At 55.3% G+C, this 26,418-nt stretch carries 22 protein-coding genes; 5 read left to right on the top strand and 17 right to left on the bottom strand.

Annotation, left to right across the window (positions count from 1 at the left end):
- Nucleotides 1–10: 10 nt before the first annotated feature.
- Nucleotides 11–1,273: an IS91 family transposase gene (locus J4772_RS28770; protein ID WP_247740877.1), complete on the top strand. Its 1,263-nt coding sequence runs from the start codon at nucleotides 11–13 to the stop codon at nucleotides 1,271–1,273.
- 314 nt (nucleotides 1,274–1,587) lie between these two features.
- Here the strand turns inward: J4772_RS28770 and J4772_RS28765 are convergent, their stop codons facing one another.
- Both J4772_RS28765 and rfbF read right to left on the bottom strand, forming a co-directional pair.
- Entirely contained in the window at nucleotides 1,588–3,435 is a 1,848-nt protein-coding gene (locus J4772_RS28765) for a thiamine pyrophosphate-binding protein (RefSeq protein ID WP_247740882.1), read from the bottom strand.
- Complete coding sequence (gene rfbF, locus J4772_RS28760) at nucleotides 3,393–4,172, bottom strand: glucose-1-phosphate cytidylyltransferase (protein WP_209072501.1); 780 nt, start codon at nucleotides 4,170–4,172, stop codon at nucleotides 3,393–3,395. Before rfbF ends, J4772_RS28765 begins: the two co-directional genes overlap by 43 nt.
- 583 nt (nucleotides 4,173–4,755) lie before the next feature.
- Between rfbF and J4772_RS28755 the strand changes: the two genes are divergently transcribed.
- Entirely contained in the window at nucleotides 4,756–5,502 is a 747-nt protein-coding gene (locus tag J4772_RS28755; protein WP_209072500.1) for a hypothetical protein, read from the top strand.
- Between the two features lie 57 nt (nucleotides 5,503–5,559).
- Here the strand turns inward: J4772_RS28755 and J4772_RS28750 are convergent, their stop codons facing one another.
- The 3 genes from J4772_RS28750 to corA form a co-directional block, all read right to left on the bottom strand.
- Nucleotides 5,560–7,329, bottom strand: coding sequence for a SulP family inorganic anion transporter (locus J4772_RS28750; RefSeq protein ID WP_371822770.1), 1,770 nt, complete (start codon nucleotides 7,327–7,329; stop codon nucleotides 5,560–5,562).
- Between the two features lie 172 nt (nucleotides 7,330–7,501).
- Complete coding sequence (locus J4772_RS28745) at nucleotides 7,502–7,828, bottom strand: ArsR/SmtB family transcription factor (RefSeq protein WP_116063636.1); 327 nt, start codon at nucleotides 7,826–7,828, stop codon at nucleotides 7,502–7,504.
- 14 nt (nucleotides 7,829–7,842) lie between these two features.
- Nucleotides 7,843–8,796, bottom strand: coding sequence for a magnesium/cobalt transporter CorA (corA, locus tag J4772_RS28740; RefSeq protein WP_116063637.1), 954 nt, complete (start codon nucleotides 8,794–8,796; stop codon nucleotides 7,843–7,845).
- A 217-nt stretch (nucleotides 8,797–9,013) separates the two neighbouring features.
- Here corA and J4772_RS28735 point away from each other — a divergent pair, with 217 nt between their 5' ends.
- Nucleotides 9,014–10,417: an ABC transporter substrate-binding protein gene (locus J4772_RS28735; RefSeq protein ID WP_209072499.1), complete on the top strand. Its 1,404-nt coding sequence runs from the start codon at nucleotides 9,014–9,016 to the stop codon at nucleotides 10,415–10,417.
- A 372-nt stretch (nucleotides 10,418–10,789) separates the two neighbouring features.
- Here the strand turns inward: J4772_RS28735 and J4772_RS28730 are convergent, their stop codons facing one another.
- The 8 genes from J4772_RS28730 to J4772_RS28695 form a co-directional block, all read right to left on the bottom strand.
- Nucleotides 10,790–11,824 carry a glycoside hydrolase family 88/105 protein gene (locus J4772_RS28730; RefSeq protein ID WP_209072498.1) on the bottom strand — a complete coding sequence of 345 codons (1,035 nt, stop codon included), beginning with the start codon at nucleotides 11,822–11,824 and terminating at the stop codon, nucleotides 10,790–10,792.
- Nucleotides 11,825–11,848: 24 nt separating this feature from the next.
- Complete coding sequence (locus tag J4772_RS28725; protein ID WP_209072497.1) at nucleotides 11,849–12,694, bottom strand: carbohydrate ABC transporter permease; 846 nt, start codon at nucleotides 12,692–12,694, stop codon at nucleotides 11,849–11,851.
- Between the two features lies 1 nt (nucleotide 12,695).
- Entirely contained in the window at nucleotides 12,696–13,595 is a 900-nt protein-coding gene (locus tag J4772_RS28720; RefSeq protein WP_209072496.1) for a carbohydrate ABC transporter permease, read from the bottom strand.
- Between the two features lie 227 nt (nucleotides 13,596–13,822).
- Nucleotides 13,823–15,136, bottom strand: a complete 1,314-nt coding sequence (locus tag J4772_RS28715; protein ID WP_209072495.1) for a hypothetical protein — start codon at nucleotides 15,134–15,136, stop codon at nucleotides 13,823–13,825.
- Nucleotides 15,123–15,668 carry an RNA polymerase sigma factor gene (locus J4772_RS28710; protein WP_209072494.1) on the bottom strand — a complete coding sequence of 182 codons (546 nt, stop codon included), beginning with the start codon at nucleotides 15,666–15,668 and terminating at the stop codon, nucleotides 15,123–15,125. Before J4772_RS28710 ends, J4772_RS28715 begins: the two co-directional genes overlap by 14 nt.
- A gap of 113 nt (nucleotides 15,669–15,781) precedes the next feature.
- On the bottom strand, nucleotides 15,782–17,134 hold the full coding sequence (locus J4772_RS28705) for an ABC transporter substrate-binding protein (RefSeq protein ID WP_209072493.1): 1,353 nt from the start codon (nucleotides 17,132–17,134) through the stop codon (nucleotides 15,782–15,784).
- Between the two features lie 103 nt (nucleotides 17,135–17,237).
- Nucleotides 17,238–18,800 carry a response regulator transcription factor gene (locus tag J4772_RS28700; RefSeq protein ID WP_209072492.1) on the bottom strand — a complete coding sequence of 521 codons (1,563 nt, stop codon included), beginning with the start codon at nucleotides 18,798–18,800 and terminating at the stop codon, nucleotides 17,238–17,240.
- Nucleotides 18,801–18,803: 3 nt separating this feature from the next.
- Nucleotides 18,804–20,588, bottom strand: coding sequence for a cache domain-containing sensor histidine kinase (locus J4772_RS28695; protein WP_247740881.1), 1,785 nt, complete (start codon nucleotides 20,586–20,588; stop codon nucleotides 18,804–18,806).
- A 420-nt stretch (nucleotides 20,589–21,008) separates the two neighbouring features.
- Here J4772_RS28695 and J4772_RS28690 point away from each other — a divergent pair, with 420 nt between their 5' ends.
- Nucleotides 21,009–21,413 carry a Fur family transcriptional regulator gene (locus tag J4772_RS28690; protein ID WP_116063648.1) on the top strand — a complete coding sequence of 135 codons (405 nt, stop codon included), beginning with the start codon at nucleotides 21,009–21,011 and terminating at the stop codon, nucleotides 21,411–21,413.
- Nucleotides 21,383–22,135, top strand: a complete 753-nt coding sequence (locus tag J4772_RS28685; protein ID WP_116063649.1) for a response regulator transcription factor — start codon at nucleotides 21,383–21,385, stop codon at nucleotides 22,133–22,135. Before J4772_RS28690 ends, J4772_RS28685 begins: the two co-directional genes overlap by 31 nt.
- Before the next feature lie 96 nt (nucleotides 22,136–22,231).
- Here the strand turns inward: J4772_RS28685 and sigJ are convergent, their stop codons facing one another.
- The 4 genes from sigJ to trxB all read right to left on the bottom strand — a co-directional run bounded on the left by sigJ (nucleotide 22,232) and on the right by trxB (nucleotide 26,357).
- Nucleotides 22,232–23,101, bottom strand: a complete 870-nt coding sequence (gene sigJ / locus J4772_RS28680; RefSeq protein WP_209072491.1) for an RNA polymerase sigma factor SigJ — start codon at nucleotides 23,099–23,101, stop codon at nucleotides 22,232–22,234.
- 45 nt (nucleotides 23,102–23,146) lie between these two features.
- Nucleotides 23,147–24,331, bottom strand: coding sequence for an NAD(P)/FAD-dependent oxidoreductase (locus J4772_RS28675; RefSeq protein ID WP_209072490.1), 1,185 nt, complete (start codon nucleotides 24,329–24,331; stop codon nucleotides 23,147–23,149).
- Nucleotides 24,332–24,736: 405 nt separating this feature from the next.
- Entirely contained in the window at nucleotides 24,737–25,399 is a 663-nt protein-coding gene (locus J4772_RS28670; RefSeq protein WP_209072489.1) for an NAD-dependent epimerase/dehydratase family protein, read from the bottom strand.
- Between the two features lie 28 nt (nucleotides 25,400–25,427).
- A complete protein-coding gene (gene trxB / locus J4772_RS28665) occupies nucleotides 25,428–26,357 on the bottom strand; it encodes a thioredoxin-disulfide reductase (protein ID WP_209072488.1) in 930 nt (309 codons plus the stop codon).
- Nucleotides 26,358–26,418 lie beyond the last annotated feature (61 nt).

The raw sequence follows: 26,418 nt of genomic DNA, 5'->3' as shown, positions 1-26,418 counted from the left end.
AGGTTGGAATATGGAGCCGAATGTACTGAAACGAATCTTCTTCGATGAAAATCAGCACTGGGATCGCTTTGTTGAGAAGCACGGAAAGAAGATCCGTCCAAACGTGCTGAAGGAAGTCTCGAAATTTCGCGGATGTGGTGACCCGAAGAATGGTTTTAAGTTGCTGGTTTGCGAAGGATGCCACGATATAAAGCGAGTCCCTTATCGGTGTAAAGGACGATTCTGTACGACATGTTCTTGCGGGGAAACCGAGGAATGGAGTCGGCTACTTGAGCATGACGTATTTCAGGTCAATCATCGTCATGTGATCATGACGATGGATGAAGGGTTAAGAGACGTATTTCTGAAGCACCGTGATTTGCTCAAAGGATTTATGGACGAAGCGGTGCGAATCATAAAGGAATATTTCGAGAAGAAGCATAAGAGTACACCGGGCATCATCGCCGGACTCCATACGTTTGGTTCACGAATGAATTTTAATCCGCACATACATATGCTTGTGACGATGGGCGGTATGAAGCAAGACGGGGAGTGGAAGAGTTACGACTTCATACCGTTTGAGATGTTGCGGAAGCAGTGGCAGACGGTGGTGCTCAAGCTCATCCGGAAAAACTTAAGTGCAGAGGAAAAGAAGCTTGTACAAGCTAGACTACAGCAGGCCTACTCGAAGAACGGGGAAGGCTTCTATGTGTATGCACCGAAACAGAAGGGGAATGTGAAAGTGCAACTAGGGTACATAGGGAGATACATTCGTAGACCGGCGATAGCCCTAAGTCGGATCGTGGATTATGATGGAGAAACGGTGGAATTCCGATACGTGGATAAGACGGATGGGAAAGAGAAAACGGAGCGGATCACGGTGGAAGAATTCATATCCCGCTTGATTCGACATATCCCGGATGAGCACTTTAAGACAATCCGATACTATGGAGTCTATTCCAGGCGGTTAAAAGGGTTATGCAAGAAAATGGTGAGCCAGTGGCAGAAGACGGCCCGGAAATGGATTGTAAGAGCGAAGCGGTTAATACGACGTAAGACGTGGCGAGAGCGGATCGTCCAGAAGACAGGGAGTGATCCGATGACCTGCCCGAAGTGTGGATGTTATTATGAGTACAAGGGAGAAGCCTGTCTTAAGGATGGGCAACTTGTGGTGAAGGTTGCGTTGAGTGCGAATAGTAAAGCCGTGTTGGAAAGGATGATTCGGGATGTCGCCGGTGTCGAAGTCACGCAAGAAGCAGGGAAAGAAAAAGAAAGCAGGGAGCGCGCCGCTTAGTAAGTACTTACAGGACAAGCTAGCGGTAAAATACATCTGTTTGACGTGTAAAAACGAAGAACAGATCCCCTATGAAGTGGTGAGAAACTTTGATGCCATGGATGGAGGAGATCCGCTGGACCCACCACAATTCACGTGTGAAGAATGTGGAGGAAACATGTATCCGGAATACTACAAAGGGATCCACGGGCACGAGTACCGAATTGAAGATGTATGTAACTCATAAGTGCAATATCGGTGTATGAACGACAAGGACCGTCAGGGTGAACTTCCCTGACGGTTTTTCTTAATAAAACCGTAAGCCGAAGTCCGGCTTACGGCTCCTCCAAGGGCGGCACGATCATCTGACGATGCAGCTCGCGTCTGCTCAATAGCGGCTCCATATCCTCGATCGGGCGGCTTACGCCGAGCTTCGGATGTACGGCTGCGTTCGGAGAAACGGCGATCTCCGCCACAAAAGGATCGCCGATGCACGCGGCAGTCAACGATTCCAGCAGCCGGTTCAGCTCTGGCCAGGAGGCCGCCCTTGCCCCCGCAACGCCGTAGGCTTCCGCCACCTTCACAAAGTCGGGGCAACTGTATCCGGATACTGTAGAGGCCTGCCGCCCCGCAAAATATAAATCCTGAAATTGTCGCACCATACCTAGGGAACGGTTGTTCAACACAAAGAAAGAAATCGGAAGCCGCCAATGAACAACCGTCTGCAGCTCCTGAATGTTGACCTGCATCCCCCCGTCCCCGGCCACGAGCGCTATCCTTCTGCCGGGCAAGGCGAACGCCGCACCGATCGCGGCGGGTAGACCGAAACCCATCGCCCCCATACCGCCTGCGTTCAGCAGCCTTGCTTCGCCTTCAACCGGTAGAGACTGGCTCGCCCACATCTGATGCTGCCCGACGTCCAGGCAAATGACCGCATCCGTGCCAAGCGCCTCCCCAAGACGCTCCATCAGCCGATTCGGATCAATGTCACGATCCGAGGCTTTCATCAGCCGACTCGAGTCAATCTTGCTCCCCGATCCTCCAAACGTCCCAGTCGGATATCTCTTTCGATAGCGCGTTAGCCTGTCTTTCCAGGGTAACCAATCCCCCTTCTGCGCCTCCTCCCCCCATACCGCTGCCAACGTGCTCATAAAAGGCTTCAGATGGCCGCGAATCGCCAAATCAAGCTTTACCTTCCTGCCCAACTCCGCCCGATCGATTTCCACTTGAATGATTTTGGCCCCGCGGGCAAAAGTTTCCGGTCGCGTACCCGTCTGCCGCGTATCCAGTCGGGAGCCGAGCACAAGCAAGCAATCGCAGTTGGCCACGGCCAGATTGGCGTATCGATGGCCGTATGAACCGATGAGTCCCAAGTTCCACTCGTAGTCCGTCTCGATCGCATCCAGTCCCATTAGCGAACAGACAGCCGGAATTCCAGTCTCGGCAAGCCATGCCCTCAGCTCTCGCACTGCTCCTGCCGAACGGACGCCGCCGCCGACAAGCACCATTGGCCGCGATGCGCCGCGCAGCATTGCCGCAGCCTGTCTTACTTCCTCTACCGAAAGCGTACACCCGATTTCCTCTTCTTCAGCCAAATCCGAATACCCTTCCATAAGCTCCGGATCGACATCCTCGCGCTGCACGTTCATGGGGATGTCGAGCAGCACCGGCCCCGGCCGGCCCGATCGCGCGATCGCCCACGCCTTCTCCAGCTCGAAGCGCAACCTGCTCGCATCCGTAACCAATGTCGCATACTTCGTCAACGGGCGCGCAACGCTCACAATATCGGTCTCCTGAAAACCGTTCTGACGCACCGGATCGTCGAACTTGAATTCGTAGGTGTTCACCTGCCCGGTCAGGAATACGCAAGGAACGGAGTCGAAATAACAGCTGCCGATTCCCGTCAGCAGATTTAACGCTCCCGGGCCGCTCGTCGCCATCGCCACGCCGACTTTGCCGCTCGCTCGCGCATATCCCTCCGCGGCGAACGCAGCCGCCTGCTCGTGATGCATCGACACCGCCGCGATGTCCTCGCGTTCGGCCAGTGCGTCGAGCAGATGAGCGATCGCCCCGCCCGCCATCTCGAACACGTGCGTAACGCCCTGCCGCACCAAGTAATCCACGATGTACTTGGCCGCCTTCATGACCGCCATACCTTCCACGGCGCGCCGCCGGTTTTCCACAGCGTCTCCAGCGACATTTTATCCCGCAGCGTGTCCATGGGATGCCAGAACCCTTCGTGACGGTAAGCCACAAGCTGGTCTATTCGAGCCAAGCTTTCCAGCGGCTCCTGTTCCAGCATCGTATCGTCTCCTCCCATGTAAGCCAGCGCCTCCGGCTCGAACACGAAGAAACCTCCGTTCATCCAACCGCCATCGCCCTTCGGCTTCTCCCGAAAGCCTTGCACGACCCCCTCCTTGCCCAGTCGCAGCGCTCCGAATCTTCCTCCCGGCTGCACGGCGGTCACGGTCGCCAGTTTGCCGTGCGAACGATGAAACTTCACCAACTCGGCCAGATCGACGTCGCTGACCCCATCCCCGTAAGTCAACATAAACGGACCGTCCGCCAAGTAGGCGCCGAGTCGGGAGATTCGACCGCCCGTCGACGTGTCTTTGCCGGTATCGACCAGCGTCACCTTCCACGGATCGGTCAAGCGCTGATGTATCTGCCTTTTCCCCCCCGCCGAGAAGTCGAACGTCACGTCCGATTCATGAAGATCGTAGTGGGCGAAATATTCTTTGATCAGAACCCCCTTGTAGCCAAGCGGGATCACGAAGTCGCAAAACCCGTAATGAGAATAAATTTTCATAATGTGCCACAAAATCGGTTTGTCCCCGATCTCGATGAGCGGCTTGGGCCGCACCGCCGTTTCTTCGCTGATTCTCGTGCCGTAGCCCCCGGCGAGTATGACGACTTTCAAGGGTTAGCCTCCCCCTCTCCCGTCCATGCGGACGACGTTCCGACAGCAACTCCTATTACTTATGCCGAAGCGGCGACGGGGGTGTGGACAAGTAGGCGTTCGACCCGGGCTTTCCACAGCTTCTGTGCCTGAAAAGAACCTCTACTATGTCAATACGATGCTGAAGCAGCCGGACTGACAACATTTGAGAGGCAGCAAAACTTATTTTAGAGAAACCTTCGCCAAGATGATCCAGAGGCATGATAAATGTACAAAGCGGAAACTCCGCCTTATATAGGATAAATCTTCTATTTCACAGAAAATAAAGCGGATTCTCCTTTTTAATTACGGGAAAAGCTGATTTTCCGAAAAATAAGCCGGGAAAGCCGCTTTAATCGCCCCGAATATGACCAGCAGCCGAAAATAAAGCGGGAGATCCGCCGTATTTAAAATGTGGAACCGCAGGCTGCATACCCTGCCACGCAATTAGCTCCTGTACCTTCAATTCATACGGTATACCGAACTGCTTCCACCTGAAAAAGATTGCGGACAATCGCGAAAAAAAGTACGATGAAAGCATATCTGAAAAATGGAGACGGTTTCCATGACGCGTAATCGAAGCAATGCCGTGTCAGACCGCCTGCCCGTGACCGGAAGCCGAGGATCGCCGAAGATCGGGTCTCACAGGCAGCAGAGAAATGCGCCTACGGTAGGCTTGCATCTACAACGGCAGCAGCCCATACTGCCTTCCGTCGGCAATCAAGAGATGCTCCGCGCCATGTATAGCGAAGGGGCTGCCATGCAGCAGATGACAGAAGAGCTGGACCCGTCGTCCGGCCCGAGCAGCAGGGGAGCCTACGAGCAATTCCCTTCAACGGGTGCAGCAGCCCCCGGAAACGAATCGGGAGGCTACATTCCGCAGCAGTCGGGAGCCCAGGAGCCGCGCAATTCGAACGGACAATACATCGGCCGCCTTCCCGGCAGCGAAAATGAGAAGAACGAAACGGAAATTGAGGAAGAACAGAAGAGGAAACGGATGCCTGCCGAGAGGATGAGCGCCGAGTTCATCGGCAAAGACGAGACGGCCTTGGACATTACCGACAAAGACTCTCTTGACGAGGATGGAGAAGATTGGCCGGACTTTGCGATGCTTGCGGCAGCTCTGGAGATGATCGGCTACTCCAATCGCGGCAATTCGGAAAATGCCGAAAAGGAGACGGCCGCAAACGCTAATCGAGCCCGAAAAAACGGCTATCTGGCCAAGCTGCTTGGCGCGGCGGGCAAATCCAAGAAGAAGGACGAGGCCTCTTCCTCCGGAAGTTCCAGTGCATCCAGAGGAAGAAGAAGGTAACATGATCCGAGGCATCCCTGCTTAAATATATTCGTTCAGAAACTCCGACTCCAGCACTTAAATCATTCTCACCGCGTTCTGAGCGCCGACGCTCCCTGCCGAGCGTACAGCCTGCTCTTCCGACAGCTCCGCGCATTCGCGAAAAGCAAACTGCCGGCAGCCGACGCATCTTCCCTTGTCCAGGCAGGTCAGCGCATAGCCAATCGCCTCGCCCGTATGCGAGAAAAACCGCTCGCGCCCGATCATATCCGCGAGCCCCGTCCTCTCCAGCACCTCGCGCGGTTGCTCCTGAATGCCGGACACGAGCACGACTCCGCCAACCTTGCGAAACTCCGCGACAAGCGCGGCCAGATTGGCTTCCCCCGTCAGATCGATCATCGGAACCTTCCCCATTCGGATAAGCAGCACGCGATGCGACTGTCTGACCGTTTCATGCAGCGCACGTCCGAACGACTCCGCCGCTCCGAAGAACAGCGCGCCCTCCACCGTAGCAATGCGGATCTGCGGACAATCCCGCTGCTCCGTCACCGCTTCGGGCGCCACCTTGCCATGGCGGGCGACTCGATCGGGCAGCACCTTGTCGACCTTGATCATCCCGCCCATTCGCTTCACAAACAGTACGACCGCCAACACAAGGCCGGCCGTAACGGCAGCCGTCAGGTCCATAAACACCGTCAGCAGAAATGTCGCGGCCAACACAAGCGAATCTCCCGTCTTCGTGCGCAGCAGCTTCGCGAAGCTGCGATATTCGCTCATCTTCCATGCGACGACCATTAGCACCGGAGCCATGCCGGCAAGCGGGATGCGGGAGGCAAGCGGCGCGAACAGCAGCAGTACGGCGAGCACGACAACGCCATGAACGATGCCCGATACGGGACTAACCGCTCCCGACTTGATGTTCGTCGCCGTTCTGGCGATCGCGCCCGTCGCCGGGATGCCGCCGAACAACGGCGTAACGACGTTGGCGATGCCCTGGCCGATCAGCTCGCGATTGCTGTCGTGCCGGGTTCCGGTCATCTCGTCCGCAACGACGGCGGACAGGAGCGACTCGATGCTGCCGAGCATCGCGATAACAAAAGCCGGATACAGCAGCTGTTCGATGCGCTCAAGCGTAATTTCCGGCATGTGGAAGGCCGGCAGCTCGCTCGGAATCGCGCCGTAGGCGGACCCGATCGTCGCCACGCTTCCGTCGAACAGCAGACTGGCGATCAGCGTGGCCGAGAGCAGCCCGACGAGCAACGCAGGCAGCTTTGGCGCATACCGCGACACAAGTAAAATAACCGTCAGGCTGACGAGCGCCGTCGCAATGCTGTAGCCGTCGATCAGCGACAGATTCGTCGCGATCTCTTTCATATTCGGCAGGAACCGCTCGTGCTTTTCCAGCCCTTCCATCCCTAGAAAGCCGGGAATTTGACCCGAGAAAATAATGACTGCAATGCCTGCCGTAAACCCCAGCGTCACCGGCCTGGGGATATAGCGGATGAGCGCCCCCAGCTTGAACAGCCCCATCAGCAGCAGCATGACGCCCGCCATCATCCCGGCTAACAGCAAATTTTCGTACCCATAATGCAGCACGATCATTAGCAGCACCGGCACGAACGCTCCCGTCGGGCCGCCGATCTGAAACCTCGAGCCTCCAAGCAGCGAGATCAGCACGCCTGCCGCAATCGTCGTATACAGCCCATATTGCGGGCTCACGCCCGACGCAATCGCGAACGCCATACCGAGCGGAATGGCGACGATGCCGACGATCAGCCCGGAAAGCAGATCGCGGCGCAAGGAACCGACATTGTAACCCGCAAATCTCCCCAACCTTTGCAGTTTCATTATAACCCTTCTTATCTTTGAATATTTGATTATTTGAATATATTGAATATAAGAGTCTGGCCGAGGAAAGTCAAAATGGATTTGCCCCGTTTTTAGCGAGTTTAACCCGCTGCGGCATATAAAAAACGAGGCCATGTTCGCCGTTCGGCGATTAGCCTCGTTTAGCGCGCGTTTACTCGCTTCTGATCGTCTCCAGCAGCGAAATCGCGTCGACAAGATGATTATCGAAGATATGTTTGGCGACTTCCAGCAGCTCCCGGATCAGCGGGTCCCGCAGCGAGTAGATGACGTTCGTCCCGTCCTTCACGCCGCTAACGACGTTTTTCGCGCGAAGCACCGCCAACTGCTGCGACACCGCCGATCCCTCGAGCCCGAGCACCGCCTGGATTTCGTTGACGTTTTTCTCCCCTTCGCACAACACCTCCAGAATCCGAATGCGCAGCGGATGCGCAAGCGCCTTAAAGAACTCCGCCTTGAATTGCTGCAGCTCCCGATTCACGGACTTTCCCCCTTTCAGTCGAACCAGCCTTTGCGTTTGAACCAAACGTACATGCCGAGACCAAGCGCCAACATGACTCCGATCACGATGTAATAGCCCGCCTTCCACTCCAGCTCGGGCATGTTAACGAAGTTCATCCCATACACTCCGGCAATAAATGTAAGCGGCATGAAAATTGTCGTCATCACCGTGAGCGTCTTCATGATCGAATTCATTCGATTGGAGCGCAAGGAATCGTAGCTGTCCCGGAGGTCGGCCGTCATCTCGCGATTGGATTCAATCATCTCGGTAAGTTTAAGCAGGTGGTCGTAAATATCGGTAAAATAAGCGTGATGCTCTTTGACTCCGGGAATTTTATCGGAATTGAGCAGCCGATACAACAGATCGCGCATCGGAATCACCGTTCGGCGAATGCGCAGCAGATCCGCCCGGATATCGTAGATTTGCTCCGTCATCCGCTGCAAGTCGACCCTGTTTTCTCCCTGATCCTCTATCTCGTTTAATTGATCCTCTATCTTGTACAGCGTCGGAAAAAAATTGTCCACGAGCTTGTCCATCAGCAGATAAGCCACGTAGTTGTGATCCCTTCCCCGGCGAAAATTGGGATCCAGCATACGCTTCCACGCTTCCTCGACTTCCTGCGAAGGCGCAAGATGGAACGTGACGATCCCTCTCGGACCGAGGAAAAAGTCGACCTCTTCCGCCATCAGCGTCTCCGGATGCAGCGAATGCAGCACGAAGAAATTCGTCTCCTCGTAATGGTCCACCTTTGGCCGCTGCAGCAAATGCTGGCAGTCCTCGATCGCTAGAGGGTGAAAATGAAAATAGCTGTCCAGCAGCTCGATCTCCTCCGGCTTCGGACAATCGAAATCGACCCAGAACCAACTGACATCCCCATTCGTCAGCTCTTCAAGCGGAATGTCCTCCCTGAGTCGTCCATCGTCCATAACGGCCAAAATCCGCAGCACTCGCCTCACCTCTTATCGTCCATTATGCATGGAGGAGGCAGCGATTGGCAACTCGTCCTCGTTACTCGAGCCTTGGGAGAATTCGTGAAATGCCGAAAAAATTTAAGCTTGCGATAAAAAACATTAAGAAGAACTTAAGGAATTATAGAGAAATTGTTTAACTTTCCCATCTACACTCAGGTAGAACGAAACGACATAGGAATGAGGGAGTTATTCAATGAGTAAAAAGATGGCGGTGTCGCTAGGCCTCGCAGTGTCGTTGCTGGCGGGCTGCAGCGCGGCGCCGAAGGCGGAGACGCAGGAGACGACGGCGGTAAAGGTGATGTTCTACTCGGAGGATGGATTTTATTATCAGTACGGAATGCTGTTTTCGGCCATACATCCGGAGATCGAAATCGAGGTTGTGTCGACGAACGGCATCGAACCCAAGAACGGAGAGACATACAATGACGCCATGGTGAAATTCATCAAGGAGAAGAAACCGGACGTGTTAATGCTGAACGGCCCTCAATACAAACAATTGGCGGGCGAAGGCTATCTGTTCGACCTCGAAGCGAGAGCCGCGAAGGATAAATTCGATCTCGAAGGCATCGCGCCAGGCATTTTGGACTACATAAAGGGGCTAAGCGACGGCAAGCTGCAAGGGCTGGCTCCGGAATTTTATTCTCGTGCCGTCTTTTACAATAAAGACCTGTTCCAGAAATACGGAGTTCCGCTGCCGGAGGACCGCATGAGTTGGGAGAGCCTGCTGCAGCTGGCGGCCCGGTTTCCGACCGACGGAGAACCGAGCGAACGCATATACGGCCTGAAGCCCGACTATATGACCGATTTGACGAGCCTGACCAGGCAGATCGGAGGCTCGCTCGATCTGAGCTACTTCAACGGCTCCGGCAAAAAGATGACGGCGAATTCGGATTCGTGGAAACAGACGGTGGAAATGGCCGACAAAGCAATGAAGGCCGGCTATCTGTACGTTAGCAATCCGAACGAGCAGAACTTCACAACCTATGAGGACTATCTACTGCAAGACCCTTTCATTAGCGGGAAAACGGCCATGGCCATCGACGGCAGCTACCTGATCTCCCAGATTAAAGAAGCGCAAACCGCGCTCAAGGACAAAGCCGTAAAAAATTGGGGCCTCGTTACTGTACCCGTCGATCCGAAAAATCCGAATTCCAGCAGTTTGACGTCGGTGGATCAGATTTTGGCCATCAACGCCCAATCCCCGAACATCGAGGCGGCGTGGAAATTCATTACTTACGTCAACGGGGACGAATTCGCCCGCGTCAAATCAAAGGCAGGACCTGGCAGCTTCATGGCCAGGACGAAATTCGTCTCCGACGAAGAGGGACGCAATCTGCAAGCCTTCTACGCCCTCTCGCCCAAGGAAGATGCCGTCTACAGGGATTACGAGAAAATCCCCAACGAAATGTTCACGCAGCTTATCAACTTGATCTCGACAGAGCTATCCGCAACGGAAAAAGGCAAACAAACGGCCGCCGAAGCGCTGGATCTCATTCAGAACAAAGGGCAGCTTATTCTTGACGGCAAAGGGGAAAAGCCGGTCGAATCGTCGGATGAAGCAGGGTCCGGTCTTATGATCTCTCCGCGCTCGCAATAAGGCGTGCTCCTTGATTAGAAATTGAACTTTTACGGCGGATCTCTTTGCTCATATCAGCTTAGGCAGAGAAGTTAGTCGGAAATTCGTACAATGTAGCTCGAATCAGGCTTAAGCGACAGACGTTTGTACGAAAAATCGTACAGAGCAACTCGATCCATGCTTAAACGAGATGACGTTTGTCGGAAAAACCGTACAAAACAACTCGATCCAGGCTTAAACGAGATGGCGTTTGTCGGAAAAACCGTACAAAACAACTCGATCCAGGCTTAAACGACGGACGTTTGTCGGAAAAACCGTACAAATAAACCCCGGTAACAATTGCATGTCACTAAAGTGGCTTCAAACTCTGTTTAGGGACAGCCTCTTCCGCGCTCAATACGGATTGTTCCGCACATTCAGAACATCGGCGAGAAAAGCCAGCGTCAAGCCCTGGCCCCAGCCCTGGATACGCTTGTCCGGCACGCCCTTGTAGCCGTCGGCGTTCTGCATGACCGCCGTTCCGGCGGATACGCCGGTTACCGTGCCGTCCTCGGCGATGCGGGCCAGAATGCCGTCGATGGAGCGCTGCGTGATCTTGTTGTACAGTCGCCCCTTCGACAGCAGCGCGGCGGCGATGCCGGCCGAGCCGGACGTCTCCAGCGGCGAGGTCGGATCGTCGAGGATCGTGTGCCAGAGGCCGGACGACTCGTCCTGCAGCCGAGCGAGCGCGCTCAGTTGATCGCGCAGCGAGCCTTCGATGACCATGAAGTTCGGCAGGTCGACCGGCACGATGTCCAGCGCCCGCGTCATCGTCAGTGCCGCCCAGGAGTTGCCGCGCGCCCAATGCACGCCGGACATATGATTGCCCGCGATGTTGTCCCAGCCGTGGTAATACAGATTCGTGCGCGAATCCTGCAGCACGTTCTCGTGCCCGTGGTACTGGCGCAAGCCGTCGTTGAAGTAATCGTCGCGACCCAGCAGCTTGCCGATCCGCAGCAGAAAGTAGCCCGCCATGAACATCGTATCTACCCACGCCTGCTCGGGGAAGTTGTACGTCTCCGAGTTGACGGTGTGCTGGAAGATGCCGTCCCCGAACCGCGGAGCGTCGTGCGTCAGAAACTCCGCCATCTCCTGCGCCGTCTCGATGTATCGTTCCTCCTTCGTCGCCTCGTACAGCGTGAGCAGGGAATGGCCGACGGACACCCCGTTGACCGACAGCTTCGGCAGGCCATCCTCCCTATTTTCATCGACCCAGGCTTTGACCCGTTCCAGATACTCCATTTTCCCCGTAGCCGCGTAAGCCTCGCATACTCCGTAGAACGCCACGCCTCCGGGCCAATCCCAACTGAAATCCATGCGGAACGTCCGCTCGACCACCCGATCGACTACCTCTCTGATTTCGTCGTCGTTAAACTGCAATGTCGGCATATCCTCTGCTCCTCCCAATGTAGTTTACCCCTTCAAACCGCTTGTGCTGATGCCTTCGACGATGTACTTCTGAAAGGTGAAAAAAATAACGAATACCGGTACGAGCGACAGCGTCGACATCGCGAACATCCCGCCCCAGTTGTTCAGTGACTCCCCGTCCAGAAACAGCTTGAGCGCCAGCGACACCGGGTATAGCTCCGGCTGGTTCAAGTACAGCAGCGGATGGATGAAGTCCTCCCACGTCCAATAGAAGGAGAAGATCGCCGACGTCATCATCGCCGGAACGATCAGCGGCAGAATGACCTTAAAGAAAATGCCGTATTTGCTGCAGCCGTCGATTTTGGCCGCTTCGTCAAGATCGGCGGGCACCGTCCGGATAAACTGCATGATCAGGAAAATGAAAAACGGGATGCCGAGAAACTGCGGCACGATCAGCGGCTTAAACGACTGCAGCCAGCCAAGCTCCGAAAACATAATGTACTGCGGGATAATCGTCACGTCGCGAGGCAGCATCAGCGTCAGCATCATGCACCCGAACCAGAGGCCGCGACCGAAAAACGGAATCCGCGCAAACGCGTAGGCGACCAGAGCCGAGCTGCACACCGCCCCGATCGTCGACAGGATGACAATGATGAACGAGTTTTTGAAGAACGTACCGAAGGAGTTGCCGGCGAAGCCCGCCCAGCCGGAGGCGTAGTTGCCCCATTCCAGAGAGCTGGGGATTAAGCTGTACGCCGTCGTGAAAATTTCGTCGTTCGGCTTAAACGAGCTGGCGACCAGCCACAGAATCGGGTAGATCATGCCAAGCGCCAGAAAACCGACCAGTAGATGATAGGAGATCGTTTTCCATTGTCTGCGCGAGATTGCCATGTCACCTGTCCCCCTTCGATTCGTAATGGACCCAGTAGCGCGAGGACTGGAAGATCAGCAGCGTCACGAGGCCGATCGCGATCAGCGCCACCCAAGCCATCGCCGACGCATAGCCCATCTCGTAAAACGTAAATGCCCGCTTGTACAGATACAGGGAGTAAAGCAGCGTCTCGTCAAGCGGACCGCCTTCTCCACGCGAGATGATGTAGGCCGGCGTAAATGTCATAAAGGCGGAAATCGTCTGCATGATCAGGTTAAACAGAATGATCGGGCTGAGCAGCGGCAGCGTAATTTTGAAAAACTGCCGAACCTTGTTCGCGCCGTCTACGCTGGCCGCCTCGTAATAGTCCTTCGGGATGTTTTTGAGTCCCGCCAGGAAAATGAGCATCGAGGAGCCGAACTGCCAGACGGATAGAGCGATCAGCGTCCATAACGCGGTGCCGGGATTGCCGATCCATGACGTGTTGGATTCGATACCGATCAGGCCAAGCGCGGAATTGACCAGCCCTTGGTCGCCGAACACCTGCGACCACAGAATGGAGACGGCCACGCTGCCGCCGATGAGTGACGGAAGGTAGTATGCGGAACGGTACAGCCCGATGCCCGCAATCGCCTTGTTCAACAGCATCGCCACGCCAAGCGCGAAAGCCAGTCTGAGCGGCACGCTCGCAAGCACGTAATTCAGCGTGACGGAGATCGACTTGGCGTACTTCTCGTCGTCGGTGAACATTTTGGCGTAGTTATCGAAGCCGACCCAGCTCGGCGCCTCCAGCAGGTTGTAATTCGTGAACGAATAATAAAGGGATGAAAAAACCGGATAAACGATAAACAGCAGGAACCCCAGGATAAACGGGGCGGCGAACGCGTAGCCCACCACGTGGTCGTTCTCTCGCAGCTTCATGGCTTCAGCTCCTTGGGCAGTATCGGGTTCGGACTCGCTCGGGTCAACCGGCAGCCACGCCGGGGCGTGTATGCATACTCCGAGGACAGCAGATTTTGCATACACGCCCTAAGTAAATGTTTGCTTATATACTTATTATGAAGCCCGCAAACGCACATCTGAAGGCAAAAAACCGTTGTTTTTGTTCAATTTGCCGACTTCGAGAAAAAAAACGAACTCCTCAACTTTCAAGGAATTCGTTCTTCATCTGCCAATCGGAGCTGATGTTTGTCGGGAACAGGCTCGAAGGTATAGCGCACCGCGCCGTCTTGCCCGGCCCATCTGCCCCCTTCTACAACCAACATGCCGTCCTCAATCTTCGGCAATTCCTGCGGGGACGTGTTCCAATAGGGCAGATCGTTCTCTCCGTCTCTGAATGTATAATTGGATGCTTCTCCGGTAGCTTTGTCGACACCGTAAGCATAAAATTCCAGAGCGTGGCAATCGGTGTAACGAGGAAGGAACAAAAATAGCTCCATATCCGCAAACTCCAGCTGCCTAAACTCGAGAGTTTCATTCCCTTTCCAGATCATCTCCAGTTGTTCGAAACTTTGCACAACCGTCTCTTCGCCAGAGGGTCGATGGAAAAACAGCTCGTAATCTCCGAAGAAGTGGGCATCCGTTTCCTGCCCGAGACAGCTCGGCGCTCCAAGCGTCTGAACGCTCTCGTCGCCGGATTTCACCGGCCGCAGCTGGAATTGTCCTGCACCTGAGCTCCCGACAGCCCGAATCCCCTCGTTAGGCGCGGGCAGCTCCGGGTCCGGCGAGCTATCGGAAGCCTTCGGCTCTGCTTCCGGCGGCTCCTCCACCGCCAGAGGCGCATCGTGTTCGATGACAGGCCCGAGACGCGTTGTGCCGATTGTCCCATCGCCGGAGCGCATTTTGGCGATGACGCGCTCCACCTTCCGGTCCCTCCAATTAATGATCAGCTGCGCCTCGATCTCTCCGCTACGTATTCCGTCGAGATCGAAGGCATCCTCAAGATTGTCGACTCCATTACCCTGTCGCACCTCATACCCGTCCCGGACGCCGAAGTCGTAACGCCATAGATCGACTGCGCTCCACGTCGACATATCGTTTGGATCCTCCCTATGCTCCTGCGAGAAATCTCTACTGACAGACAGGCCTACAGAATCGTCGCCGAGCGCTTGCAGAACCTCCTCCTGCGTCATCCCGAGCCGCAACTGGTCCATGGCATATCCGAACGATATCGTCGGCTCCTCCCCGCCTCCGCCTCCGATGCTCGCCTGGCGGCCCGAATCGAACGGTCTTCCCGACGTCGCGAGAGCGGCCAACACGATGAGCAAGACCGCCGCAGCGCCCAGAGAAACCGCCCTTATATTCAGACGCGTTCTTCCCGTCCTTCTCGTCTTCCCCGTTCTTCCCCTCTGCCCCGACTGAGCACGCGCCTCCACTTCCCGCTGCAGCTCCGAATCGAAGACATCTCCCTCGAACGGACCTCGTTTTAACCTCGCATACCATTCCGGTTTAGCTTCCTTCAACGCTCTCAGCCTCCTCCATTAGCGTCCTCATTTTGGCCCGGGCTCGGTGCAATCTGGATTTTACGGTCCCGATCGAGACGCGGAGCAATTGCGCAATCTCCGCCAGCGGCATTTCGTACTGAGCATCCATAAGGAGCACTTCGCGGTATTTCGGAGGAAGCTTCATGATCGATTCCCAGATCGAGTCCGTATACGTACGCTTCATAAACTGCTCCTCCGCGGAAGGAGCGCTTGGCGCTTGATAGAGAAAATCGAGCAGCGTCACTTTGCGGAAAAACGCCGACCGTTTATAGTTAATGACCCTGTTGCGCGTAATGGTAAAAAGCCACGTCCGCACCGAAGATTGTCCTCGGAAGGAAGAAATGTGAAGATACGCCTGTAAAAACACGTCCTGCGCGATATCGTCGGACACATGCCGGCTTTTCGTCAACAGAAACGCGTAATTCCATACTTCCGTCCCGTATTCCCGCATCAGATCCTGCAGGGAAGCGGACTGCATGCTGGATACGTATTTCAAATAATCGTGCGCCACTCCGCTCACCTCGATAAGTTAGACAACGCAGCTTGCAAAAGGTTCCCGAATGACGAAAATTTTAAAGCAAACCGGGCCCGCGGAAGCCGCGAGCCCGATCGAACGCAATCGATTTAGTTTTTGGAGAGAATTTTTGTCGCTTCCTCGCGGAACTTGGCCGCGCCTTCTTCGACGGTCAGTTTCTTGTACAGCACTTGCTCGACCGTATCTTTAAGCAGCTTGTCGACCTCGACCGCGCCTACCGGATTCGGAGGATCCATCTGGCCGCTGTTCTGCTCGGCCCATGCGACGTAATCGAACACCTTCGCCTGCTCCGGCGTCAGATCCGGCTTCAGCGCTTCCTTCACCTTGGAGGAGACCGGAACGCCGCGCTCGCCCATGATAATTTTGTTCGCTTCGATGTTGTTGACCCAGAAATCGATGAACTTCGCTGCTTCGTCCTTCACCTTGGAGTTTTTGGCAATCGAGAAGTACATGCTCGGCTTCAGGAACAAAGCCTTGTTCTCGTTCCAGCCCGGCACCGGCAAAATCTCGAACGGACGCTTCGCCACCGTGGAGGACAAAATATATTGGTTCGACCAGCCCCAAGTGCTGACCGCGTTGCCCAGCTCAAGCTCGCCGTCCTCCGGCGTGCCCTTCTTCTGCGCCAGCTTGTCGAGGGATAGTAGATAGCCGTTGTTGTACCAGTCCTGATATCTCGTGTAGAACTCGATGAACAGTTGATCGTCGGCGTAGCCCAAGCCTTTGCCGTCGGCCGCGTACATATGCTGGCCTTTGCTTCTCAGATAGAACGGGAAGAATACGTCATGACGGAGGTCCGCCATTAGCAGCTTGCCCTGCGACTTCATGACCGGGCCGAGCTTCGCGAAATCGTCCCAGGTCCAGTCTTCGCCCGGCATCGTGCCGCCCGCCGCTTCCAGCATCGCCTTGTCTACGACGGCAAGCAGCGCGTTGGAGCCGAGGTTCATCGCGAACAGCTGATCGCCGAGCTTGCCGCCGGACAGCGACGCTTCGCCGATCGAGCTGACGTCGATCGTGCCGTTCTGCGTGTACGGAGTCAAATCTTCCAGTTGACCGCGTCCGCCATATTGCGACAGGTAGGAAATGTCCATCTGGATAACGTCCGGGAGATTGCCGGCAGCCGCGTTAGGAGCGAGCTTCTTCCAGTGGTCGTCGAAGGCGGCGTATTCCGGTTCGATCGTGACATGAGGATTCAGAGATTCGTACAGCTCGATGACCTTGAGCGTGTAGTCGTGACGAGCTTGGCCGCCCCACCAGGCGACGCGCAGCTTCACCGGATCTTTGCTTTCGCTGGCCGATGCGGACGGGGAAGCGTCCTTCGACTCGGCAGGCGACGATGCGGGAGCCGAGCTTGCCGTTTCTTTGTCGTTGCCGGAGCCGGAGCCGCAGCCGATCAGGCTGATGATGAGAGCAAGCAGGACGATGCCGGTTAGTGCTTTTTTCATTTCTAAATCCTCCCCTATGAGATTGATTAAATTGTTAGTGCTTACATTTCTTATTATCATCGGGTAGGATCGAAATCGTAATCCAAAAAACCGTGCTGTTTGTTCAAAAAGCAGAGTTGTCCGTCTGCTTGGCATACTCGGAAGGCGTGCAGCCCATCTGCTTCTTGAACACCTGGCTGAAGTACTGGGGATTATCTCCGAAGCCAAGCATCTCGGCCATCTCGAAAATTTTAATCTCCGGATTGGCGGCCCACAGCTCCGTCGCTTTCTTCACCCTCGCTTTGACCACATAGTTCGAAAACTTCTCTCCGGTCTCCTTCTTGAACAGCTTGCCGAGATAGTCGGCGTTCATGTACAGCATCTCTCCCGCCACCTGATTCAGCGACAATTCGGAGTTGCCGAGCTGCTCGTTCACGATATCGATGACCTTGCGGACGATTGACGTATGTTTGACGACGTTGCGTTCATAGTGATATTGGACGATCTCCCTGACCGTATTTTCAAGCAGCTCCTGGATTGCCTGCAGCGTGTTCATTTCCACGAGTTCGGACAAACGCCCATAGTAGCGGTTGATCTGTTGCGGATCTCCGAGCCGCAGCAGCGATACGAATTGCTGTATGACATAAGTTTTGGTGACGTGGATGTCGAGCTTGGCTCGCATGAGCTCATCCATAAGCTGGGATAAAGCCTGCTCCGCCTCTTCCCGATGGCCGGACTGCACCGGCATCGTCAGCTTCTCTTCCTCGAAATCGAAATGCCCTGTCGTCTCCGGTCCCCTCGCTCCGGTATCCTTGCGCGTAATCAATCCGCCTTCGCCAAGATAGAAACGGTAGTTCAAGCTCTGCAGCGTTTCCTGATACAGACTGCGCGCTTGGGTAATACCATCGGGCTCGCTCAAGGCGATTGTCGCATCCAGCTTGTAGTAGCGCAGGAACGTATCCCGAATGTCATGGATTCTCCGGTAGAGCTCCGATAGCTCGAGCGTATCTTCAACGAGAACGAGCACATGATCTCCGATCGTCGTGCTGAGCAGCGTCGTGTCCAACAAATCCTCGGCAATGTTCTTAATCGCAAACAGGTGCTCGAATTCCACGGCTCCTTCAAGTTGAAACAGCAGCAAGCGTACGGGACTCTCGAACTCGAATTGAAACAGCTCGCGGTAATAATCCCAATCTCTGCTCCCGTAAGTTTTGTTCGTAACGAATTCCTTCAGCACCTGCTGCTTCACATGCGGGATCGCCTTTTGCAGCCCTTGCTTGATCGTGCTGACGAATCGCTCCCGTTGCTGGTCCGATTCCAGCTCCGTCACGATCTCTTTCAGCGCTTCGGCGATTTTATTCTCGTTGGTCGGCTTCAACAAATAGTGCTTAACGCCGTATTGCATGGCGCGGCTGGCATAATCGAATTCTCCGAAGCCGGAGAGAAGCACGAACCGAATGCTTGGATAAGACCGGTGAACGGCCGCCACGAGCTCAAGACCGTCCATTCCCGGCATGCGAATGTCGCTGACCACGATATCCGGCTGCAGCTCTTTCACTTTCTCGAAGGCGTCCACTCCGTTCGAAGCTGTGCCGATCAGCTGCGTTTCGAGCGATGCCCAGTCTATCATCTGGGAGATGCCGTCGAGAATGATTTTTTCGTCGTCTACTAACATGACTTTGTACACCGATTACTCCTCCTCTTCCGGCGGCAGGACTACGTTCACCCGTGTTCCGGCTCCGGGAGCGCTGACTATGCGAATTCCGTATGGCTCTCCGAAGGCAATTTTGATTCTCTCGTCGATATTCAACAAACCGATTCCTTTGCCCTTGGCCTTCATTTCCCCGCTTCGCAGCTGTGCCAGCGTATCCTGCGGCATGCCGGGGCCGTCATCTTCAACCGTAAGGATAAGTCCTTCATCGGATAACTCTGCGCGCACGACGATGCGGCTTGTTCCGATCGTCGGTTCCAGAGCGTACTGGATCGCATTCTCCAAGAGCGGCTGAAGCGTCAGCTTCGGCAGCTTGCGGGACAACCAACGTTCGGGAACTTCCAGTCTGAAATCCAGCCTCTCGTCGAACCGGTACTTCTGAATCGTCACATAGCTTCTAACGACTTCAAGCTCTTCTTCGAGCGTCAAAATCTCTTCCTTCATGTTTATCGAATTGCGAAGCAAGAAGCCAAGCGATTCTACCATGTTCGAAATTTGCGTTTGCTTGTTCACCTTCGCGATCCAGTTGATCGATTCCAGCGTGTTGTAGAGAAAATGGGGATTGATCTGCGCTTGAAGCGCCTTAAACTCCGTTTCCTTGATCAGCAGCTGGTTAGCGTAATTTTCTGTAATTAGCGTATTGATTCGTTCGACCATCAGCCGGAACGTCCGGTGCAGCAGCCCCATTTCATCCATGGACATCGGGGAGTCGTCCGCCGTTTGCAGGTGCGCCCCGGCGAAGTTCCCTTTCTCGGCCATCTTCATCCGGGCAATCAAGCCGTCGATCGGACGAGTCAAGCTTCTGGAGAATCGGATTCCGAGCAGGATCACAAGCGCAAAAATTCCCACGAACACGATAACGACAAGCTCTTTAATGAAAATAACCCGTTCGAAAATTTGGTTGAAAGGGGTAATATTCAAGTATGTCCATCCCGTGTTGGCTGATCTCGTATAGGAGATAAAATACGTATGGCCGTCTATTTTCTGAGTAAAATAGCCTTTGGGAGATCGGATGGAGCTATTCACTTCCGCAAGGCCGAACAATGGCACCTTCGGATAAATCACCTCTTCGCCGGAGAAGAGAATCAAATCTCCTTTCGCGGAAGAATATTGCTGGGCGATCTTCCCGATGTTAATCCGAATCACTAACGTTCCGAGATATTGCAGATCGAAGTTCGTATTATTGAACGAGCGAATTTCCCTCGCGGAGATAAGCGCGGGATCTCGCTCGTCGGGATAGATCCACAGGTTGTCTCCTTCCGCCTCGCTCGTCAGCGCCTTAATCCGTCCGCTCTTCTCTCCTTCTATCTCCGTCACGTTGCCGACGCTGTTCTCTTTGCCGTGAGAATCCATTAGCTGAATGGAGTAGATCGACGGCTCCGAGCCGGCGTACGTCAGAAGCCGGTCGATCACCTTCTGCCTCAAAATATGCTTATCGTATTCGGAGTCCGCGTTCTTAATGGCCAAGAGCTGACTTTGCAGCTGAATGTCCGCGATGATGTCGTAGGACATCTGCTCGATGCGGCCAAGCTTCGTTTCGATCGCTGCGGAGGACAGGTTGAGCACTTGCGACGATTTGTCGTATAGCTGCCGATCATAGATGGAAAAGGCATATTGCTGTACCAGAAACGTAAATGAAAACGTAACTAGAATAATGAGCGCAAACAGGAGCGACAGCTTGTTTTTGATCTTCATATGTCGAAAGGAGATAAACCCTTTTTGCATGGCGGATGCCGTCCTCTCCGTCAATCGAAATAAGTACAAGACAGTATGACATCCTGGGCAAGCGCTGTAAAGCAAGATCGACTCATTTCCTCGCATTCCCAGTTATCTCAAATACATCGCAAGCGGCCAAAGCCTGGATGAGCGGAAGCCTGATACGATTAGCTCCTCCCTTCCTCCCCGATCTCCTCGAACAATCGCTTGCTCATCTCGGCAAGATCGATTAACGGCACCTCCTGCTTGGCGGCCAATTCGCGCGCCGCTTACCTCCATAGTTTAAAATAAAGATCGGATAATCGATGAACGATAATCCGACCTTTCTGTTTAAAAATCCGTCTTTTTCCCGATTCGGTTCATCTTGCGCTAAGGTTTGCGAATCCCTGCCCTCCCTTTACGCCTTGTTGACACCCATCCTCTTATTGGATAAACTTAAACTAAATCTAAATAAAGGGGATGAAGAAGATGAGGAAAGCGGGGGCGATGACTGTTCAGCGGAAAACCATTTACGATCTGCTGACCGCGTCCGACGATCATCCTACGGCAGCGGACATTATCGGGAGATTAAAGGCCGGCGGACACCATTTCGCATATGCGACCGTGTACAATACATTGAAATATTTGACCGACGAAGGCCTCATTCAGGAATTGAAGCTTGAGGGCGATGCCTGCCGCTACGACGCACGCGTCGAAGATCACCAGCACATCGTCTGCACCGAATGCGGCAAAGTCGACGAAGTGTTCGTCCCGACTCCTTCGGAGTGGCTGGAGAAAATATCGGATCAGACGGGTTACACTATTACGAACGAGCAGTATGTGTTTAAGGGAGTGTGCCAATCATGCAGCAGCGCGAACAAATCCGCCCACTGATTGAAGAAGCCGTGCTGGCCGACGGTTTGACGACCGACGACAGTCTGCCCGCCGAAGGCGATTACTGCGAGATTACAGATCGAATTCTGATCGTCAGTCCACGCCCGGCAGCGCTGAGAACGCTTGTCGCAGAGCTTGCCAGAAGATGCTACGACGTCCTGCTTCTGCATCATGCCGACGATCCGCTGCTTGCGATGATTCAAGGAAACATCGTCGTAGTCGACCGCACCGTGGAAGCTCCGGCTTCGGTTTCGGCCGCTTGGCCGTCCGACGGCTCCTCTCCCGTACTGGCTCTCGTAAGCGGCACGACGGATGCGTACCCTGGGGAAGAGACGGTCGTCTGGCCGGGCCCGATCGACGAAGTCATCTCCAAAATCCAACTGTTGTCGGTGCAACATGCGAAAGCGGCAGAGCCTTCCCGGCTGCTGTCGTTCAAAGATATTTCGCTCGATCCCGATCGCATGACCGTGACGCGTCAAGGCTCGCGCATCGAGCTGACCAAGACCGAATACGATCTGCTGCGTTCGATTCTTGCCGCCGGAGGCAAGGTGATGACCCGCCAAGAGCTGATGAACGAAGTATGGGGCGAGACGTATTTCGGCGGCAGCAACGCGATCGACGTTCATATTCGCAGCCTGCGCAGCAAGCTGGACGACGATCCGAAGCAGCCGACCTATATCGCCACCGTAAGAGGCGCCGGCTATCGTCTGGCCGATGCGTAATAGGTTGAGCTCGCATTAACATAAGGACCGCTTCCCCGACCTCGTCGGCGGAAAGCGGTCCTTCTGTATATCGGCGATCCGGCTAACGATGCGGCATCAACTTTTATCATTGAAGGACGCTAGCTTATCCGGGTTGCGGATCAAATATAGATTTTGCAGCTTGTCATTCTCCTGATGCAGAAGAACGATCGTGTCCGGTCCGGTCGGCGAGCTGAAAAGGAGCCCCGCCTGTCCGTTGATCCCGGCCAGCCGGAACGTTATCCCGCTATCCGGATGAGCGATCTGGTTGGCGATACCAAGCAGAAAACGGGCGACGGATACAGGCGAACGGATCGGATGAACGGCGGCGATCGCCTTGCCGCCGCCGTCGGATACGAGCGTCACATCGCTCGCCAGCATAGCGACGACCGTGTCGGCGTTACCGGATTCCAGCGCCGACACAAACCGCTTTACCCATTGTTCGCTTGCCGACTCCGGCCGAACCTGCTCCTCGGGCAACACGCCCATCTTGCCGCGAGCCCGGCTGAGCAGCTTGCGGCAAGCGGGTTCGCTCTTATCGACAATCTCGGCGATGGCGGCATAGTCGAACCCCATCGCCTCGCGAAGGACGAAAACGACCCGCTCCGCAGGCGACAGCTTCTCCAGCAGAACCAGCATGGCATACGACAGAAGTTCGCCCCTCACAATCGCCTCCAGCGAACTGTCGTTCTCCGTCGGAACCGGTTCCGGCAGCCATTCGCCAAAATACTGCTCCCGGCGTCGGCGTGCCGATTTAAGCAAATCCCGGCATCGGTTCGTCACCATTTTGCACAAGTATGCTTTCGGTTGTGTCAGCCGCGCAGAGTCAATCTCGTATATTTTCACGAACACGTCCTGCACCGCGTCTTCGGCGTCGGCCACGGTACCCGTCAGCTGGTAAGCTAACGTAAACAACAGTCTTCCGTATTGCTCATAGAGTTCCTGCATGCGTCCCCCCGTTTCCGCCTGGCCTGCCGCAAGTCCCACTCCGGGTTATTTGATCAAGCTTGCCATATCCCATGTCATCTTGCGGATCTTCCAGCCCAGCTTGCCGGTCAGCACAATATCGAGTCCCCATTGTCGCGTCCACACCAGCCCTTGCTCGGGTCCGAGGCCGAAGCAAAACAGATCGAGGTACGACTTGTGAACAGGCGCGGGTCGTCCCGCCGCATCCGCCGCCATGACTTTGATCAGCCGCGGCGCTTGGCCGATCGCTTCCTTGCACGTTTTGCCGTCTACGCGGCCGGTTGCGGGATCGACGATCCGCGCGTTGTCGCCGATCGCATATACGCCGGGAAGCCCCGATACCCGGTAGCTGCCGTCTACCCCGATGTGTCCGTCCGAGGTTACAGGCACTCCCAACTCGCGCAAACGCGGATTGGGCAGCAGCCCCAGCGTCCAGATGCACAAGCCCGCCTGTTCGCTGCGGCCGTCGGCCAGCGTCAATCTGCCGGACTCTTCGCTCAGTACCTTGACACTGTGCCGCACCGTTATTCCTTTGGCGGTTAGCGCATTTTCCAACTTGCGACCGACCTTGGCCGAAGCCGTCGGAAACAGACGTTTCTCGCTGTTATACAGTACGATCCGCACTTTGCCGGCATCCAGCCCCAGCCGCTCGGCGTCCGCGCGAACGTAATATGCCAGCTCGGCCGCCGTCTCGATGCCGCTGATTCCCGCTCCGGCCACTGCAATCGTCATCCGTTTCTCCTGCTCGGCCCTATCGTTCGAAGCCGCCGCCTGAAGCAGATTGCTCTGCCAGGCCTCGCGAATGCGCTTCGCGTCGTTTAATCCGCTTAGGGCGATGCCTCCCTGCTCGGGCTCAGGCCGACGGACAACGCTGCCGGTCGCTAGCACGAGCCAATCGTATTCGATCTCCCCTTCGGCGCCTCGGGCATCCTTATATCTAAGCCGCTTCTCTGCGCTTTCGATTCCGGTCGCTTCCGCCTGCAGCAGCTCTACTCCTTTCGGAAACATTTCCGAAAGCGGAATCGTAATGTCCTCCTCGCCGGCGGCAGCCCGGAACAACAGCACCTTGCGCAGATGGTAAGCATTTTTGTCCATCAGTACGATACGCAGCGGACGTCCGACCGCCTCTGCGGGGGAAGCTTTCAGCAGTGCCTTAACCGTATTAATCCCCGCATAACCTCCGCCTACGACAACGCAAGTCATGGTCTCCATCGCGATCACTCCTCGTTATGTGTTGCTCATATAACGAGGAGGTCGACGATTTTGTGACAGTGCGCAAAGCGAAGTTTTATACGATTGACTAATTATCGGTCAACTGCCCGAATTCGCTCGCGCAACGGCCTGCCAGACCGTTAGAGGTGGTCAACCGCCCGAATTCGCCCGCACAACGGTCTGCCAGACCGTTAGAGGCGGTCTAACTCCCGAATTTGCTCCCGCAACGGCCTGCCAGACCGTTAGAGGCGGTCTAACTCCCGAATTTGCTCACGCAACGGCCTGTCAGACCGTTAGAGGCGGTCAACCGCCCGAATTCGCTCTTGCAACGGCCTGCCAGACCGTTAGAGGCGGTCAACCGCCCGAATTCGCTCTTGCAACGGCCTGCCAGACCGTTAGAGGCGGTCAATCGCCCAACCTTGCGATTTCGTCGGACATATAAATACGGACGCCCGATTCCGACAAATGGGCGTCCCTAAACATCGCCTTGGCCACGACGGCTCCCTCGATCGCCCGATATTTCCGCAGATTTCCCACTAGCAGAAAGGCCAGTTTGGGCATCAGCCACGCCGCGGCATGCTCGCCAAACCGAAATTCCTCACGCTGACCAAGCAGCAAAGAGGGCCGGAACAAACGAAGAGAAGGCAACTCCAAGCGGCGGAGATCGCGCTCGAGGTTGCCTTTCATGCGGGAGTACCAGATGGAGGAGTCGGGATTGGCGCTCATCGAGCTGACCGCAAGGAAACGCCGGACACCCGTTCGTTTAGCTAGACGGGCGGCCTCCAGCGGATACGTATAATCGATCCGATTCATCGCTTCGCGGGTTTTGGCTTTCTTGATCGTTGTGCCAAGGCAGCTGAAGACATCCTCAACGTGAAACTGATCGCTGTAGTTGTCCAGCGCGTCGAAGTTGACGATAACTTCGTTCAGCTTGGCATGCTCAATCCCAAGTGGACGCCGCACCAGAGCCGTCACGCGTTCGTATTCCGGCGCATCCAGCAGCAACCGCAGCAGCTGCCCTCCGACAAGTCCGCTCGCTCCCAGGATCAAAGCTTTTTTAGACGCCAAACGCTCCCCCTCCGATCCTCAATATGGATTAGTGAGACTCGGCATTCTCCAAGAAGCGTTCGCAATCCAGCGCGGCCATACAGCCCGTTCCCGCGGCGCTGATCGCTTGGCGATACTTGTTGTCCTGCACGTCGCCGCAAGCGAAAACGCCCGGTACGTTCGTCTCGGTCGAGCCCGGCTTCACGATCAGATAGCCGGTTTCATCCGTTTCCAGCTGGCCGCCGAGAAACTTCGTGTTCGGCGTATGGCCGATCGCCACAAACAGTCCGTCGGTCGCGATCGTCTCTACCTCGCCCGTTTCGTTATTTCTGACCTTCATGCCGGTTACGCCCATTGGACCGCTTTCGACTTCCAGCGGCGTGCGGTTCAGGCTCCAGCTGATTTTCGGATTGTTGCGCGCGCGGTCCTGCATAATTTTCGATGCGCGCAGCTCTTCCCGGCGATGGACGAGTACGACTTCCGAAGCGAACCGGGTCAGGAAGTTGGCTTCTTCCATCGCGGAATCGCCGCCGCCGACAACAATGATTTTTTTGCCGCGGAAGAAGAAGCCGTCACAAGTCGCGCATGTGCTGACGCCGCGTCCGACATTGTCCTTCTCTCCCGGAATGCCCAAATATTTGGCCGAAGCGCCGGTGGAAATAATGAGCGTCTCCGCCGTCAGCTCGCCCATGCCTTCCACGGACAGCTTAAACGGACGCTGCGACATATCCACGCTATTGACCCAGCCCGAACGGAATTCGGCGCCGAAGCGCTCCGCTTGCTTACGCATGTTATCCATCAGCTCAGGACCCATAATGCCTTCCGGAAAACCGGGGAAGTTCTCGACCTCCGTCGTTGTCGTCAATTGGCCGCCCGGCTCCGGTCCCTCGATCACCAGAGGGTTCAGGTTGGCGCGCGCCAGATAGATCGCCGCGGTAAGTCCCGCAGGGCCGGTGCCGATAATGATTGTTTTATGCATCCTTTACACATCCTTTAGTAGAGGTTGTTCATTTTCATTTTCATTTGGCAAGGTTGTTCGC

The sequence above is a fragment of the Cohnella sp. LGH genome (genome assembly GCF_017671885.1).
In the GTDB taxonomy this organism is placed as follows: domain Bacteria; phylum Bacillota; class Bacilli; order Paenibacillales; family Paenibacillaceae; genus Cohnella; species Cohnella phaseoli.
This window is presented reverse-complemented; position numbering and strand designations above follow the sequence as displayed.

What these genes read in the sequence shown, in the direction of transcription:
- J4772_RS28685 (WP_116063649.1), top strand. Translation starts at nt 21,383, where the DNA reads ATGCAGCAGCGCGAACAAATCCGCCCACTGATTGAAGAAGCCGTGCTG.
- J4772_RS28750 (WP_371822770.1), bottom strand. Translation starts at nt 7,329, where the DNA reads ATGAAACTGCAAAGGTTGGGGAGATTTGCGGGTTACAATGTCGGTTCC.
- sigJ (WP_209072491.1), bottom strand. Translation starts at nt 23,101, where the DNA reads ATGCAGGAACTCTATGAGCAATACGGAAGACTGTTGTTTACGTTAGCT.
- J4772_RS28755 (WP_209072500.1), top strand. Translation starts at nt 4,756, where the DNA reads ATGACGCGTAATCGAAGCAATGCCGTGTCAGACCGCCTGCCCGTGACC.
- J4772_RS28730 (WP_209072498.1), bottom strand. Translation starts at nt 11,824, where the DNA reads ATGCCGACATTGCAGTTTAACGACGACGAAATCAGAGAGGTAGTCGAT.
- J4772_RS28690 (WP_116063648.1), top strand. Translation starts at nt 21,009, where the DNA reads ATGAGGAAAGCGGGGGCGATGACTGTTCAGCGGAAAACCATTTACGAT.
- J4772_RS28770 (WP_247740877.1), top strand. Translation starts at nt 11, where the DNA reads ATGGAGCCGAATGTACTGAAACGAATCTTCTTCGATGAAAATCAGCAC.
- J4772_RS28705 (WP_209072493.1), bottom strand. Translation starts at nt 17,134, where the DNA reads ATGAAAAAAGCACTAACCGGCATCGTCCTGCTTGCTCTCATCATCAGC.
- J4772_RS28675 (WP_209072490.1), bottom strand. Translation starts at nt 24,331, where the DNA reads ATGGAGACCATGACTTGCGTTGTCGTAGGCGGAGGTTATGCGGGGATT.
- trxB (WP_209072488.1), bottom strand. Translation starts at nt 26,357, where the DNA reads ATGCATAAAACAATCATTATCGGCACCGGCCCTGCGGGACTTACCGCG.
- J4772_RS28720 (WP_209072496.1), bottom strand. Translation starts at nt 13,595, where the DNA reads ATGAAGCTGCGAGAGAACGACCACGTGGTGGGCTACGCGTTCGCCGCC.
- J4772_RS28735 (WP_209072499.1), top strand. Translation starts at nt 9,014, where the DNA reads ATGAGTAAAAAGATGGCGGTGTCGCTAGGCCTCGCAGTGTCGTTGCTG.
- J4772_RS28725 (WP_209072497.1), bottom strand. Translation starts at nt 12,694, where the DNA reads ATGGCAATCTCGCGCAGACAATGGAAAACGATCTCCTATCATCTACTG.